Source organism: Saccharibacillus sp. O23 (assembly GCF_002205895.1).
GTDB lineage: Bacteria > Bacillota > Bacilli > Paenibacillales > Paenibacillaceae > Saccharibacillus.
The window spans coordinates 89541-101711 of the sequence record NZ_NJDE01000024.1 but is presented as its reverse complement, the minus strand read 5'-3'; the positions used below and the strand labels follow the sequence as shown (position 1 = coordinate 101711).

The 12171-nt window shown below is 61.0% G+C and carries 8 protein-coding genes; 1 reads left to right on the top strand and 7 read right to left on the bottom strand.

Going from position 1 to position 12171, the window contains the following annotated elements:
• On the top strand, positions 1-236 hold a 236-nt coding region (locus CDO73_RS26875), incomplete at its 5' end, for a hypothetical protein (RefSeq protein WP_218821640.1).
• Positions 237-409: 173 nt separating this feature from the next.
• Here the strand turns inward: CDO73_RS26875 and CDO73_RS22635 are convergent.
• From CDO73_RS22635 to CDO73_RS22605, 7 genes are all read right to left on the bottom strand, one after another.
• Positions 410-757 carry a hypothetical protein gene (locus CDO73_RS22635; RefSeq protein ID WP_088490794.1) on the bottom strand — a complete coding sequence of 116 codons (348 nt, stop codon included), beginning with the start codon at positions 755-757 and terminating at the stop codon, positions 410-412.
• A gap of 388 nt (positions 758-1145) precedes the next feature.
• Positions 1146-2918 (bottom strand): hypothetical protein, encoded by a 1773-nt coding sequence (locus CDO73_RS22630; RefSeq protein ID WP_088490793.1) that lies wholly within the window; start codon positions 2916-2918, stop codon positions 1146-1148.
• Between the two features lie 35 nt (positions 2919-2953).
• Positions 2954-3550, bottom strand: coding sequence for a hypothetical protein (locus CDO73_RS22625; protein ID WP_088490792.1), 597 nt, complete (start codon positions 3548-3550; stop codon positions 2954-2956).
• Positions 3551-3745: 195 nt separating this feature from the next.
• Positions 3746-7282: a DUF4132 domain-containing protein gene (locus tag CDO73_RS22620; protein WP_088490791.1), complete on the bottom strand. Its 3537-nt coding sequence runs from the start codon at positions 7280-7282 to the stop codon at positions 3746-3748.
• Positions 7283-7314: 32 nt separating this feature from the next.
• Positions 7315-8445 (bottom strand): VWA domain-containing protein, encoded by a 1131-nt coding sequence (locus tag CDO73_RS22615; protein ID WP_088490799.1) that lies wholly within the window; start codon positions 8443-8445, stop codon positions 7315-7317.
• Positions 8446-8492: 47 nt separating this feature from the next.
• Positions 8493-11027, bottom strand: a complete 2535-nt coding sequence (locus CDO73_RS22610; RefSeq protein ID WP_088490790.1) for a DUF5682 family protein — start codon at positions 11025-11027, stop codon at positions 8493-8495.
• Positions 11015-12121 (bottom strand): ATP-binding protein, encoded by a 1107-nt coding sequence (locus tag CDO73_RS22605; RefSeq protein WP_088490789.1) that lies wholly within the window; start codon positions 12119-12121, stop codon positions 11015-11017. Before CDO73_RS22605 ends, CDO73_RS22610 begins: the two co-directional genes overlap by 13 nt.
• Positions 12122-12171 lie beyond the last annotated feature (50 nt).

Here is a 12171-nt window from a genome sequence, read left to right as displayed (position 1 = left end):
CCGAAGAGCAATCTCGTCCGACCGATTCGACTCAATCGGGCAAAACCGACAGCTCTCAGCCGACTTCGTCCGGCAAGCCGCCTGCCGAAGAGCAATCCCGCCCGGCCGATTCTTCCCAATCGGGCAAAACCGACAGCTCTCGGCCGACTTCGTCCGGCAAGCCGCCTGCCGAAGAGCAATCCCGCCCGGCTCAAAAAGGAGCCGACGGCGCTTACGAGCAGCCGCGCAGACCATAGATTTTTCGGAAGCCGGGCGGCAAACTTCAAAAAAGCCGAAGACAAGGCTTATACGCAGCCGCGCATCTCTCTTATCTTCGGCAGCGCGCTTCGCATCGGCCCGCGCCGGAACGGCAGACCGCTTTTGGGGATGTCGATCAGGCTCGCTTTCGTACGGCTTGGTTCCCCGCTGTCTATCCGTTTGCTTCTTCCCCTTCCAGCGCCGCTTCGGATTCTTCTTCGAAAGACGCTTCGGCGTTCTCGCGCGCAAGCTGCGCATACGCGCACAGACGGAAAAACAAACCCGGCAGTTCTTCTCCGTCTTCCGCTTCCGACTCCGCCCCCGTAAGCCGCTCCCTTTCTCCGGCACTCGCGACATTCCGCAGCAGCTGCTCCAATAATTCCATGCCGAGCCGCCGCGCGTCATCGGCCAGCCGTTCCAACAGCCGCGCATCCTCCGGCGCGAACTGCGCCGTTCCGCGCAGCAGCATCTCTTCTGTCCAATCCTCCACCCGACCGAGCAGCCGATCCGTTTCGTTCATCCGCTCTCCTCCTTCCGGCTATGTGTTCATGTCCGTTTCGCGACCCGCTCTTTCATCGCCTCAACTGCCGAATGCTGACCGAAAGTCAACATTTTGAGCGCAAAAACCAAATATACGCGCGAATGTTGACGAAAAGTCAGCATTTTGAGCATTTTTCTCATGATTATGCCTTATCTCTCATAAAATGCTGACTAAACGTCAACATTTCTTTTCAAGTCGTCTACAAAGACATGATTTGTTGACGAACCGTCAACATGTCCTGCAAGTTTGCGATCCGGTGCCGCTCTTTGGGAGCTTAAGCTGTACTTCGGCAGTTTGGCAGACACGCCCTAAGACGCTCCGCTCCGTTACGCTTCTTTTCTCGTCATCGGCCGCGACACGGCTCCGTCTACAGATCGAGCTTCAAGCTCACCTGTCCGTTGCCCTGCAAAAAGCTGATCGGATACACGCCGCTCGGCTCGACGGACGCGAATACGTAGAATTCGCCGTCGCCGGGCAGGCCGCGGCCCGATTCCAGCCGGGTGATCGCGGTGCTCCAATCGGCGTGATACGGCACGATGAATTCAAGCCGTTCGCCGGCCGCATCGACGGCAAGCAGCTTGAGCGCCTGATCGCCGGAATCGTACCGGCAGCTTTCGATCGCCGCCGCCCGGATCAGAGCCAATCGGCGCGGACGGCCGCCGAACAAGCGGATTTCACCGCCTGCGGCGTCCAATTCGGCGAAGCTGCCTACGAGCAGCGATCCGAAATCGAAAGCCTCGACCGGCGGGCGTTCCGGCACGGTTACGGCCGGCGATCCGCCGGAAGACAGCCGGCCTTCGTCGCTGACCTTCGCGGAGCGCATCGACAGCATCGAAGCGCCTGCGGTGCGCAGCGTCAGATCCGGCTTCCACGGCGTGCGCTCGCGGTAATGCCGCGCATAATCGAATTCCGCGCCTTCATAATAAGCGGGCCGCGCCTGCGTATACGTATAGACGCCGCCGTCTTCGGCGCAGCAGAAATAATAGGTGATCCCGCGATAGCCGGATCTCGTTTCCCACGGCTCCGCGCCGAGGCCGTAGAGGTCCAGCCGAGGAACCGTATAATACCGGCTGCGGAACCGGCCGGCCAACTGCGCTTTGCGCGCGGGCCCGATGTCCCGTTCCAGCGCCTCGATCATCAGGGCGGCCCGGCTCAGCCGCCCGAGCAGCGCGCGTACGGAGAAGCGCACATGCCGCGCGAAGAACGATTCCAGTTCGCCGTGGATCCCGCGCGCCTCGCGCTCCAGATTCGGCAGCCCGCCGCTGCGCGCGGCGATCGCCAGCAGTTCGAACCGCGCGGCGAAGCTGCGCGGCAGCCGGGCCAATCCGCCGCCGAGCAGCGCTTCGATGCTGCCGCGGAATTCGCGCAGCAGTTCCGGCGGCGCGGAGACCGGCGAGAGCTGCCCGGCCAACGCGTCTTCGTCGCGCAGTCCGAGACTCGCGCGATAACGCAGCAGGGCTTCCAGCTTATACATCTCGCCGTCCGCTCCCGGCACCGCGCAGAGCGCGCGGGACACGTCCGCCGCGTCCGTGAACGCCACTTCCACGCCGGAGCGGTTCATCCGCACGACCAGCAGCGAACCTTCGCTGACGGTCAATTCTTCGCGATAGCGCAGGCGGAACGCCGCTTCCTCGACTTTGGAAGCGGCGAACGGAGCGACGAGTTCGCGAATAGGCCGCTCCGACAACCAGCCGAAATCCGGCTTGGGCAGTCCGTCCGATCCGGCTCGATCCGCTTCGCCGGACGTTTCGTTTTTTGCGCCGGTTCCCGTTTCGCTGCCGCTTTCCGCGATTGACGAGTCCGCCGGTCCGGGCTTCGCTTCGTCCTCCGGATGCGACTCCGTCTCGGCACCGCCAGCCTGCCGGGCATAATACAGAATCGCGATCAGCACATGTTTGCAGATCTTGTCGGACGGACAAGTACACGCGAAACGTTCGATCGAATCGGTCAACGTGCAGACCGTACCGTCGCCGAGCGTGCAGGTCACCTCGTCCGCTTCGAACGCGTACTGCGCCGTCGCGCCTTTTTCGATCTCTTTGAGCGCTCGATTGTACAATCCTTTGTTCGCGTAACGAATCAGATAATCTTCCGTGCAGATCGCCGTCAATCGGCGAAAACGCAGCTCCATTCCCTCGTTCAAGATCGATTCACCTCTTTATTCGGGCGCGATCTCCGCTACGCCTCGTCTTCTTCCAGATATTCATCCAGATAACGTTTTACCGCTTCTTCGTCGCGCAGATCCACGTTGATGCCCCAAGTCAGATCGGCCAACATCAACGGAGCGATTCGCGCGAGGGTCAGCAGCAGTTTCGATGCCCAGTCGTATTGAGCGCGATCGCCGATATCCAGCAGCATCCATGCTTTACGGATCAAACCGTCTTCGTATTCGCACAGCAGCACCGTTTCTTCGTTGGGTCCGAATGCCCGAATCCCTTCGCATTCCACGCGGTACGAAGAGCCGTATCCCGTGATGACTTGATCGTAAGGATACGCGAACGAAGAAACGGCTTCCTCGATTTCCGCCAGCTGAATCCGCAGTCCGTCCAGTTCCCGAGGATCGCTTTGCCGCACGTAGAGATCCGTGTAGCCGCCTTCCGTGCGATGTTCGTCTCCGAAGGCCCGGATCTGCTCCATTTCCGCTTCGATCGCTTCTTTCCGCTTCGTCGGAATCAGCTCCAACATCGCATAATCGTCCTCGTGAAAAAACAACACTCGCTTTTCTTCGTTCGCGGCCCGATCCGTATGCCGCTTCTTTTCCGATTCCGGTGTCATGATCGTCGTCCTCCAATAGGCGCGTAAGCTTTGCGGGTCGGTTTTATATATAGGCGATTGGCGCGCGCGAAGCCGCTTCGCTGCTGGATCAGCAAGAAAACGCGGACGAAATCCGCGTTTTCTTGCTGCCTAGAGCCGCTTATTCGACGATACGGCCTAAGAAGTCCCGCACCCGCAGAAACCCGCGTTTTGCCGTTATTGTCCGCTGGCCCGCAGAATATCGTAGACCGTTTCGCTGAATACGCGTTCCGGCACGTTTTTCATCGGATGGCCGCTGGCCGAAACGTAATAATAATCGTCGCCTTTGTTGGCGAAGAATTCGAGCTCCTCGAGCGTCACGTCGTCCATGCCTTCGTAATAAGCGATGCTTGTCCCGCTGAACGTCAGGCGGGCGATCAGATCGCCGTACATCTTGAACAGCTCGTTATAGAAGCCGCCGTCCTGCGCCCGTCCTTTGACCCAGCCGTATTTCTCCAACGCTTTCGGGAACCCGGTCGGCGAATATTCGCCTTCCGGCAGGCGGGTATACGCCCGAAGCTCCAGATCGTCTTCCGTCGGAAGATAAGCCGGACGGTTCAATTGAACGAACGGCTGCGCGATTTCGTAGTCTTCAAGCTGCGTTTTCCAAGCTTCCAGCGTCTCTTTGTCCAGCTCGAGCGGATGGACCAGACCGATCTTCGCGTCTTCCGGCAGCTCGTATTCGTCTTCGTCCACCGTGTTGAACGTGCCGTCTTCCATATACCGGAACGTCGACGCGATCGCCGCGTCTTCGCCCGTTCCTTCGTATACGCCCCAGATCAAGCCGACGGCGAACCGGCGCATGATCACGTTGTCCACGAACAGGCTCGTCCACTCGTCCGCGCTCCACAGCCGACGCTTCGACAGCGATTCTTCGAGGCGCTGCGACTGGATGCCGACCATCGTTTTGAGATCTTTTTTGAGCTGCGCAAAACGCGCTTTCGACTGCGCCGCCAGCTCCGCGTCGTCTTTCTGACCCGGCGCGGGCAGGCTTTTGACCGCTTTGCCCGTCTCGTCGTTCACGGCGGACAGCTGCAAATCCCCGCTCACTTTGACCGTGAACGAACGTTCGCCGTAGCTCAATCGCAGTTCGCCGTTTTCGTCGAATCCCAGCGCGGTCACCAGACGGTCGGCCAATTGTTCTTTGGTCAAGCCTTGATTCTCGGCCGCCAATTCCAACGCTTCTTCCGCCGCTCCCCTGACTTGACGGTTCTTGATCGCGCGGCCCAATTTGTCGATGGTCATCAGCGCAGCCGTGTCGTTCATGAACGCCAGCGCGCGCACTGCGTCCGCGGCGATCGCGCCCCGGCTGTTATCCGCCCATTCCCGGATCTGACGGCCCAGCAGGTCGATCACCGGACGGCCGCCGAACCGCGCCGCGAGCGGCAGCACCCATTTTTCTTTGGCGGGGGCTTGAGCGTCGATCCATGCCTGCAGCGTTTCCTCGGCGAAGTTCGCGAGCGACTGCTCGTCCGCGTATTCCGCCACTTCGTTCAAGCGCGGATTCGGTTCCGACGCGAAGTCCACCGACTCGCTCCATACGTAAGTCTTGATGCGCTCGTCCAGCTTGTGTCCGTCGCGGCCGTACAAGTCCGGCATTCGATCCGCCGACAGCCAAGACAAGCGCGACAGCTTCTTCGCGTCGACATGTTCGGCCAAAGCCGCATGGGCGAATTCCGCCGGCTTGCCGAGCGTATCCGACAGCGCTTGAAGACGGGCTTTGAGCGCGGCGGACTTTTCTTTGGCGATCAGTTCCGCGTACGCTTCGCCTTCGCCTTCGCCTTCGATGCCGCGCAGCAAGTCGATCACCGCTTCGCGCACGCCTGCTTTTTTCTCGCCCAGATACAATTTGACGTACAAGTCTTTGTCGGGCCGGCGAAGCAGCTCGCCAAGGGCGATCTCGCGGTTGCGCTTGGACGAATCGCCCAAGCCCGTACGCAGCGCTTCGATCAGCGTATCTTCGTTCTCCGCCGCTTCGAGCGCCGTCTCGAGCACGATCTGCCGGACATCGCCCTGCAGCTCGTTATAGAAACCGAGCGACCGCTCCACGCGGTGCCGGATGATGCTCCGCAATTCTTCTTCCGGCACGCGGGCGTAATAATACCGATTCAGTCCGTTCATCAGCAGCATGCGCAGCAGCAGACGGTCGCCGTCCATGTCGGGATCGGCTTCGACCCGCTCCAGCAGCTTCTCTCCGTCGAACACCGGCGATTGATACAGATACGACAGGAACGCCGCCGTTCCGACTTCCGGATGTCCCGCCACCTTTACGAATTCGGCATAGAGATCCGAATCTTCCGGCAAAAAGGTCACGGCGATCAGCAGATTGCGCCGGCGGTTGCTGTTGCCCTGCACCTGATCCCAATCATGCGAAGGTTTATGTTTGAGATAAGCTTCCATCGACAGTTCGCCCGCCAACACCTTCGCCAAACTCTGGCCGAGAATGTTGCCGTGCAGTTTGTCCGACAGCGTCTCCAGCACCAGCGCTTCGATGCCGCCTTCGCTCTCCGGCGGCATGCCGGCATCCGACAGCACGCGGTAGACGTAAGCTTTGAGCATCGGACGGCGCAGGATGGCAAACAATCGTCGGGCCTGCCGAGCGTCTTTGAGCAGCTCGCCGCGCAGCATGTTCCACACCGGCATGTACCCGTCGATTTCGCGCGACAACGTCGTGATCAACGCGAACGGCTCGTTCGTGCGCACGATGCCTTCCAAGATCAGATCCGGGTCTTTCCCGCCGTGTTCCGTCATCAGCAGTTCTTCCCGCACTTCCAGCGGCAGGATCTCGTGCACGTCGCGCAGCAGATCGAGTATCGTTTTATCGAGATCCGCCGAAGATTCCAATAAGCCTTCTTTGCCGCCGTTCAGCAGGACCCGGTAATAGAACGCGCAGCGCAGTTGACGCAGAACGACGCCTTGCTGCTCTCTTCGAAGCGGCTTTTGGGGATCGAGCTCCGAATCCGGGAACAGACGGGCTTTCACTTCTTCGCGCCGGGCCTCCACATACTCCGGGGCCAAATCAAGCTGCGTCAGCGTATCTTTGAGCGGAAGCTGCCGAATGACCAGCGGCTCGATCGCTTTCAGCAGTTCCCGCCGCAGCGTATCCGCATCTTCGGCCGCGAGCGCTTGAAGCGCAGGAGCGATCTTGGACAGCGTTTCGCGCGCGAATTCCGGATCGATCGCCGCGTACAGCTTCAGCCGCAGCAGCGTATCCGCGTCGATCTCCGGGGTCGCCGCGTTTTTGCCGGCGCCGCGATCCAAGCCGAGCTGCGACAAAAACATTTTATGCACGATTTCCGCGCCCGCGTATTTATGCAGCAGCTCCAGACGCTTCGTCGTTTCGGATAAACGCTCTTCGATATTCCGTACCCGGCGGGAACTCAAGTTGATGCCGCTCCATTCTTCGCCCATGCAGATCCGGTACAGATTCTGATCCTGATAGTCGTAGCCCCGATTGCCTTTGGTGCGCAGAATCACGGCCGCCGCCCGGTAAAAAACGTCCCGGTCCGTTTGACGGCCCAACTTGTCGAGCGCGGATATCGTGCGGTACAAGTAGTAGTTCGAACCCGGCAGCAGATCGGGGAATTCTTCCGTCGCTCCGCTCACGTATGCGATAATCGAATCCCGGCGGTCGACCGCAAGCGAGTAGTCGTCGGAGCAGGCTTTGGCGAATTTTTCGACCAAAGGGTCTATCGTCTGATGATTCAGTGTCATAAGTACGCCTCCTTAGTTTAAGGTCACCCTAATCAATTCACGATGCGTCCGATCCATTCCGCCAGCGCGTCCGGCGTGATCGCGGCGACTTCGGCGCCCATATCCGCGAACGTGCGCGCCGCATGTTCGTCGTAGGCGGCATGGCCTTCGAAGTCGAGCGCCGTCAGCACGAGCAGCCGCGCGCCCGCGTCGAGGATGTCTTTGCCCGCGCGGTACATATGGGAAGCCGGATAGCCTTCGACGAGGTCGCTGACCAGAATGAACAGGGTTCGTCCGGGGTTCTCGATCAGGGTCTCCCCGTAACGCAGCGCTTTGGCGATATGCGTGCCGCCGCCGAGCTGCACGCTCATCAGCACGTCGACCGGATCTTCCAGCCGGCCGCTCAGGTCCACGACCTCGGTATCGAACACGAACAAGCTGGTCTTGAGCGAATTCAATCGGTAAAAAATGCTGGCCATGACCGAACTGTAGATCACCGAATCCAGCATGCTGCCGCTCTCGTCGACCGCGATCACGACATGCCAGCGGTTATACGGCTGAACGCGCCCGTCGAAATGCAGCCGATCCACGACGAAGCGCCGCTTCTCGCGGTCGTAGTTTTTGAGATTCCGGACGATCGTTTTCTTCATGTTCAGATTCCGAAGCGAACGCACCCGGCCCGCTTCGTAGCGGTTCCGTTTGCCCGACAGGCTGGCGCGCGTATCGGCTTCGAGCTTGCGGCGCAGCTCGTCGACGACCTGCCGCACGATCGCTTTGGCGCTGGATAACACTTCGCCTTTCATCCGGCCTTTGAACTGCAAAATGTTCTTGAGCAGATTCATGTTGGGCTCCAGCGATTCCAGCACCGCTTTGTCCGTCAGCAGTTCGCTGATGCCGTAGCGGTCCAGCGCCTGCTTCTCCAGAATCTCCACCGTCTCCCGCGGAAAAAGCTTGCGCACCCGGCCGAGCCAGCCCGGCACGGTCAACTGCGAGCTTCCTCGCCCTGCCTGCTTGCGCCGATAGCCTTGTTCTTCGCCGAATTCGCGGTCGTACAAATAACCGAGCAGTTCGTCGATCTCTCCGTAAACGAAGTCTTCCGGCGAATACGCCCGCGTCTCGGACAGCGGCTCGTCGGCCGAAGGGCCGAGCAGCAGCCGCCAGCGGTTCAGGGTCTCGGGGCTCATGCTCCCGGCGGCGGGAACGGCTTCGACGCGCTCGCTTCCGTCCGCGTTCAAGCGCGGGAATCGCTCTTCGGCTCCGGTTCCAGTTTCCATGACGCCAGCTCCTCTCGAATAGCTTGATCGAGCCGCTTCGCCGCGAGCAGCGTCCGCTCGTCGACGGCGGGCAGTTCCAGTCGCGCCGCCGGAATGCCGTGAAGCGCGGCGACCTTCGTCGCGATGCGCGAAGTCTCCGGCGGCGTGAAGAACGTGAACGCCAATCGCAGCTCCGGCAGCAGCCGCAGAAATTCTTCGTGCGGAAGCCGCTCCAGCAGCAGGCTCAGATCCGCGATCAGAGCGTCATCCTGCATCAGCGCGTCTCGCGCGAGCGCGAATACGCCTTGCAGATATTCGGCGCTCTTGAGCGCTTGATCCGTCGTGCCGAGCAGATAAGCGCGCGCCCGGCGCGCGATCTCGCCGCTTTCCCGTTCGCCGAGGCGGACAAGCACGGCGATCGCCGCTCCTTCGAGCCGCGGCGCCAGAGTCGGCATGGCCAACAGTTCGCCCAAACGGTCGCGGAACTGTTCGTCCGCGCCCGAGTCTCGGCGCGATCCCCGTTCCGCCGCGTGCATATGCAGCAGCTTCAAGCCTTCGACCGCTTTCGGCTGGTCGTCGGGATGAAGTCCGCCCAGACCCGGAAGCCGCGATACGGCGGCGGCGTAAGCTTCGTCGGCGAGGCGGTTCAATCGGACTTCGTCCTTGACGCCGAGCAGTCGGCGATGAGACAAGATTCGCTCCAGCGCATCGAGCGTCTCGCACAAGGACAAGAACGATCCGTCTCGTCTCAGCGCGTTCTCCAGCCGTTCGAACAATCGGGCCGCCAGACTCTCCAGTCCCATCGTCAGCGCCTGAAGCAGCCTGCGCGCGGCTTCGCCGCTGTGATGATCCGGCACCGCGTCCAACTGCTCGACGAGCTTCGCTTCGGCCGCCGCCGCTACCGTGCCGCCATAGATCGAATTTTCGATCAAGCGCGCTTCGACGCGCGACGAATACGAATACGTCCAGATCTCCCGCACGAGGTTCATGTCTTTGCGCGCGGCCCAATCCGGACCGGATTCTTTGCGGGCGAACTCCGTACCGAGGAATTCGGCGCAGTGCAGCAGACGGCTGGCTTCCCGATGCGCGGGCTTGGCGTAAGGTTCCAAGATGCGGCGATGACGACCCGTCGAACGAAGGTTCAAGCGGCATGCCGCCGCCCGCGCCTTGAAATCCTCGACGATCGGCACGGCGAATTCGTTCGGCGCCACGCTGCCGATCCGGTCGCCGGTCATCAGCGTCAGCAGCTTCTCCAGCGGCTTGTCCGAAGTCCGCGTGCGCTCGCCTTTGATAAAAGCGGCCGTCACGGCGTCCGTCAATTCGTAGGCTCCGCCTTGGCTTTTGCCGCGCAGCGCGGCAAGTCCTTGCAGCAGCGCGAACGCTTCGATGCCGTCGGAAGTCGAAGCCGCTTCGTCTTCGCTTCGCAGGTCGCGCCCGAGCCGGGCCAGCAGTTCCAGGCCGGCTCGTTCGTAAGGCGAGGCTTCGCCGCCTTGAAGCAGCGTCCAGACCCGGTCGTAATAGCCGACATGCGGCATGCCGCTGGCGTAACCGTTCAACCGGTCGGCTTCTTCGAACGTGTAGACCATCGGATAGATCGATTTGCGAACGTGACCGCCTTCGCGGCTCGGCCTGGGCGAACCGCTCGACCCGGCCGAGCGGCCGCATGCGGCTCCGGAACGTTCTTCCGAGTCCGCTTGCCCGGACTCGGCTTCGCCGACGATCAGCCCGTAGGTATGGAATCCTCCGGTCACGACCAGCACCCGGCCGAATTGCGCCCGCGCCTCCGCGATATGCGCTCGCATGCGCGCTTCGCGGTCCAGATCGCCTTCGCTTCGCAGCGTCTCCGGCGAATACGTCATTCGCGACAGTGTGCAGTACGCGAATACGCTCCGCACGAATTCCGGCGTCTCCCGGCGCAGCCCGCCGACTTCGAAAGCCCGCTCCCACAGCTCGTCGAAGCTGCGCGCGCCCGAGGAACGGCACAGCCGCCCGATAAAAGCCGAGCCGGCCAGCAGCGCCTCGTCCTGCGCGGACGCTTTGCCGCCTTCTTCGGCGGCTTCGGCCCGGCCGCGAACGTCCAGATCGATAAACCGCGCGGGAATTCCCCGCGCCGCCGCTGCCCGAATCGCCGCGTATTCCGGCGAATAATCCAGCAGCGGGTAATAGCAGGCTCCGCGTCCGTTCTCGTCCTCGAAGCCGTAATACAAGCTGACCGGCGCCTGCGTTGCCGCGTCCGCCAACACGGGAATCAGCGGAGTCCCGCTCTCCGGTCCTTCGATCAAGACGATGTCCGGCCGATAAGCTTCGAACGTCTTCAGCAGATGACGGGAGCAGGCCGGACTGTGGTGGCGAATCGGAAAATGCACGACCGGACCGTTCAGATCGAATACTTTTTCCGCGAACAATCGATCGATCTCGTCCAACTGCTCCCGCGGCGCCTGCTGCCGAAGCAGCCCTGCTTCCCCGTCTTCCTTCAGCACCTCCGCTTCGACGCTGTCCGTCAGCCGATCCATTTTTTCTCCTTGTAATACGCGTTCCATAACGCTTCCGTTTTGGCCCGTTCTTTGACCACTTTGGAGAAATACGCTTTGAGCACGCTCAGATCTTTGTCGTTCTCTTTGGCTACGGTGCCGAGCATGTTCTGCACGAGCCGCTCCAGCGACAATCCGCCTTCTTCGTAATAGTAAGAAGTCATCGCGCTCTGCACGTAGACCGATACCGCTTCGGCCGTGCTCATCACCGCCTGAGGCACTTCGATCTTATATCCTTCCCGCGTCCGTCCGGTCCGCAGTTCGATGAACGTCGTCGCCAGCAGTTCGACCACGTCCGCGTCCACCGGAGCGTCGATCCCGCCGTGAGCGAGCAGATTGGAAGCCTGCGACTCGATGATCTTCGCTTCCATCTTGACGTTGTCGATCGGGCGGATCGTCTCGAAATTGAACCGCCGCTTGAGCGCGCTGCTCATTTCGTTGACGCCTTTGTCGCGAATGTTCGCCGTGCCGATCACGTTGAATCCGGGCTTCGCGAACAATACGCCGTCGGCCAACTCCGGAATGTTCATGACCTTGTCGCTCATGATGCTGATCAGGCTGTCCTGCGCTTCGGACGGGCAGCGGGTGATTTCCTCGAACCGCGTAAGCAATCCGTGCTTCATGCCGTGATACAGCGGCGAAGGCACCAGCGCGGCTTCGGACGGCCCTTTGTCGAGCAGCATGGCGTAATTCCACGAATATTTGATCGTGTCTTCCGTCGTGCCCGCCGTGCCTTGAATGGTATTGGTGCTGGTACCCGAGATCGCGGCCGACAGCAGCTCGCTGAGCATCGTTTTGGCCGTGCCCGGTTCTCCGACCAGCATCAGCCCCCGATTGCCCGCCAGCGTCACGATCGCGCGTTCGATCAGCACGTCGTTGCCGTAAAACTTGCGCGTAATATGTATAGATTCGCCGTCCAGTTCGATCGGCTGCTCGCGCCCGATCAAAAAGTCGCGGACGGCGGCGGGCGACAGCTTCCAATTCGGCGGACGTTTGCCCGTATCCGCCGCGCCCAGCGCCGCCAATTCACGCTCGTGCAGCACTTCGGCCGGCGGTTTGATCATTTCCGTAGTCATGCGGTTCCTCCTCGGATAATCAGATCATATGTTCCCATTTTCGTATAATC

What these genes read in the sequence shown, in the direction of transcription:
- CDO73_RS22635 (WP_088490794.1), bottom strand. Translation starts at nt 757, where the DNA reads ATGAACGAAACGGATCGGCTGCTCGGTCGGGTGGAGGATTGGACAGAA.
- CDO73_RS22625 (WP_088490792.1), bottom strand. Translation starts at nt 3,550, where the DNA reads ATGACACCGGAATCGGAAAAGAAGCGGCATACGGATCGGGCCGCGAAC.
- CDO73_RS22620 (WP_088490791.1), bottom strand. Translation starts at nt 7,282, where the DNA reads ATGACACTGAATCATCAGACGATAGACCCTTTGGTCGAAAAATTCGCC.
- CDO73_RS22615 (WP_088490799.1), bottom strand. Translation starts at nt 8,445, where the DNA reads ATGAGCCCCGAGACCCTGAACCGCTGGCGGCTGCTGCTCGGCCCTTCG.
- CDO73_RS22610 (WP_088490790.1), bottom strand. Translation starts at nt 11,027, where the DNA reads ATGGATCGGCTGACGGACAGCGTCGAAGCGGAGGTGCTGAAGGAAGAC.
- CDO73_RS22605 (WP_088490789.1), bottom strand. Translation starts at nt 12,121, where the DNA reads ATGACTACGGAAATGATCAAACCGCCGGCCGAAGTGCTGCACGAGCGT.